This is a genomic window from Gordonia sp. (in: high G+C Gram-positive bacteria) (assembly GCF_049299075.1).
Taxonomy (GTDB): domain Bacteria; phylum Actinomycetota; class Actinomycetes; order Mycobacteriales; family Mycobacteriaceae; genus Gordonia.
Window position 1 is genome coordinate 1 of record NZ_JBAQWU010000279.1, and the last position, 3047, is coordinate 3047.

Genomic DNA, 3047 nt, shown 5'->3' on the forward strand with positions numbered 1-3047 from the left:
TCGCTGCTGACCGCCGGGACGAGCAACAGCGAGCGCCCCGCCGCCGAGGAGTTTTACGCCCTGATCGGCAACGAAGCGATCGCGGCCCGCTTGCGGCTCGCCGGCCAGCTGCCGACGGCGCCGCCCCCACCAGCACCGGCCGGACCGGGACATCTGCCTCCGAGCGGCACCAACTTCCCCCGCCCCACACATCCGCCGCATCCGGCGAATCGCCGATAGAGCCACCCCTCCCTTCTCGCTCCTTCTCGCTGGTTGAGCCGGGGAGGAGCGCCAGCGACGACCCGTGTCGAAACCACCGCCGTTCGTCACAACACCACCGCCCGGCCCACTGACCTGCGAATTTTCCGAAAACCACGGGCACCTCAAAGTCATCGAAAATACTTCCTCGAACACTTGCGCTAGTTTGGTGTGATCCGTATCCTGAGACTAGGGCCCACTGACAAGTGGACCGAACGGCTCGGCAAAGGGCGGTGATTCCGATGGCGGCATTGCACACCTCGATGTGGCCCGGCGCCGACCTGTCGTCGGTAGGCGTGGTCACCGGTACCGATCCGGCAAACCTACCGTTGCCTGAGTTGGGGCAGGCACTGCACGCGGCGAAGCACGGACAAGCCTTCTTGGATTGGCAGCAGTTCCAATACGCGCTGGCCACGTTCGCGGCAGTAGAGGCCAACCAGCGCGACACGGCAGCAGTCCGCACCAACCTGCTGGACGTGTACGCCCAGACGGTGTTGGAGGTGCAGGTCGCCCTGGAATCGACCGAACACGCCGCCCATGCCCTGCTCGACGACGCCTTCGCTGCCCGTGATCGGCTGCCGCAGGTAGCCGATCTGCTGCGGTTGGGTCGGATCGACCGCCGCCGGTTCCACCGCATCATCCTCGAGACCGATCTGGTGACCGATCCGGCGCGGATCGCCGTCCTCGACACGACGATCGCCGCCCACCTACTCGGTATGGGTTCGGCCACCTCGTTGTCGGAGGCCAAAACGTCCGCACTGGCACGCCGGTTCGTGGCGCAGGCCGATCCCGACGCGGTCCGCGATCGCCGGGAGAACGCGAAGAAGCGCCGGGCGGTGTCCTACCGCGTCCTGGAAGACGGCCTGGGGCAGGTCACCGTCGTGGTGACCGCCGAAGACATGCGCCTGATGAACCAGACCGTCGACGCGGTGGTCGCCGGGCGCTGCAACGACGACCCGCGCACCAAGGATCAAGCACGCGCCGACGCAATGCGGGCACTGATACTGCGCACCCAGTTCGTCTGCCAGTGCGAGAGCCTGCAGTGCACCGCACAGATCCGGTCGGCCCAGATCGACGCACGCCTGACCCGCATCCTCATTCATGTTCTCGCTGATTCGTCGACCCTCGACGGCGGCGACACCTGCGGCTATATCGACGGGTACGGCCCGATCTCGGCCGATCACGTCCGCGAGATCGCCGCCCGCGACGACGCCGCGATCCGCCAACACGACCTGTCCGACCTGTTCGACGCGCAACCCGATACCGCCACGGACACCGACGAGTCGACCGTGCATCGACAACCACCCCGCCCCGACACCCCCGGCGAGTCCGGGGGCGATACCCCGTACCCCCCGGCGCCCACTGAACCACCCTCCTGGCTGGACGAGCCCCCCGCCTCGCCGGCTGAGCCCCCCGCCTCGCTGGTTGAGCCGGGGAGGAGCGCCAGCGACGACCCGTGTCGAAACCACGCCCACACCGCAAACCTCGACGTGTACACCGCACCGGCAGCAACGCTGGCGACCCTGGACCCGGCGCGCGGCGAGCACATCCCGCTCGGCCCACCCCCGGCCTGGCTCGACGACTGGGACGCCGCCCTCGCCGCACTGACCAGCCAGACCACTGCCGAGCGGGTCATCACCCACACCGCGCTGCCCAGCGACGACTACCGCCCGACCGCGCTCACCAACGTGATCGCCCGGTTCCTGTGGGGCACCTGCTCCGTTCTGGGCTGTGAACGCGCCGCTTTCTCCTGCGACCTGGACCACGTCGCCGAGTACGGCCCCGGCCCAACGTGCCTGTGCAATCTGATCCCCAAGTGCCGCTTCCATCATCTGGTGAAGACAAACCTGGAGGGCTTCGTCGACGAGCTCTGGATCGACGCTGATGGCCAGTACCACTCGGCGATGACCACTCCGGGCGGGCTCACCGTGGAACTGCTCGCCCCCAACCAGTGGCTCCTCCCCCAGTTGACTGGACTGCGCTGCACCCACCAGCTCGCCGACCACCGGGCCACCTCCACCGCCACCGGCGCCCGCACCGAGGCCCCGCAGCGCGCCCGGCCCCGGACAGAAGCCAAGCACGCCCGTCGTCGCGCCGAACGCAAAGCCAATGCCGCCCTGCGCGCCGAACTCGACGCCAAGCGCGACGCCGACCTCGCTGCCGCCGAGCAGCACTACCTCGAGCGCCTCGGCGACCCACCCTTCTGATCCCGCCACTAGGATCGAGAACCATGACCACGCCTCTCGCGCTGCCCGACTCCGGCCCGTCCCCCGAACGCCTTGCCGTTGCGGACCAGACGCCCGGCTTCATGCCCGTCGACGAAGCCCTCGCGCTGCACAAGTTCGCGAGTCACTTTCTGACACAAGAGGATTCAGTCGGGCTCGGTATCGAGATCGGCACCTACTGCGGAAAGTCGACGGTCTTCTTCGGTGACGCCGCCGAAGCCGCCGGCGCCCTCCTGGCCACCGTCGACCATCACCGTGGATCCGAGGAGCACCAGCCGGGCTGGGAGTACCACGACACCACCCTGGTGGACCCGCATGCCGGCACCCTGGACACCTCGGCGCGCGTCCGGCGCACCATGTTCGACGCCGGTCTGGAGCGCACCGTGATCGGCGTGCTGGCGCCGTCGACCGTGGCCGCCCGCATGTGGGGCCGCCCCGCCGACGTCGTCTTCATCGACGGCGGGCACAGCATGGAAGCCGCGCAGAACGACTACGACGGCTGGGCGCGCTGGGTGCGCCCCGGCGGCGCCCTGCTGATCCACGACGTCTTCCCCGATCCCGCCGACGGCGGCCGGCCGCCGTACG

Annotated in this window: 2 protein-coding genes and 1 pseudogene; all 3 read left to right on the forward strand. The window is 69.0% G+C overall.

Annotation, left to right across the window (positions count from 1 at the left end; translation table 11 throughout):
* A pseudogene (locus WAW85_RS08555) lies at nucleotides 1-219 on the forward strand (hypothetical protein); the annotation flags it as partial.
* 260 nt (nucleotides 220-479) lie between these two features.
* Nucleotides 480-2444 carry a DUF222 domain-containing protein gene (locus WAW85_RS08560; RefSeq protein WP_422559194.1) on the forward strand — a complete coding sequence of 655 codons (1965 nt, stop codon included), beginning with the start codon at nucleotides 480-482 and terminating at the stop codon, nucleotides 2442-2444.
* Between the two features lie 23 nt (nucleotides 2445-2467).
* Nucleotides 2468-3047: class I SAM-dependent methyltransferase (locus WAW85_RS08565; RefSeq protein ID WP_422559195.1), on the forward strand; the 580-nt coding region annotated here is incomplete at its 3' end.

What these genes read in the sequence shown, in the direction of transcription:
- WAW85_RS08560 (WP_422559194.1), top strand. Translation starts at nt 480, where the DNA reads ATGGCGGCATTGCACACCTCGATGTGGCCCGGCGCCGACCTGTCGTCG.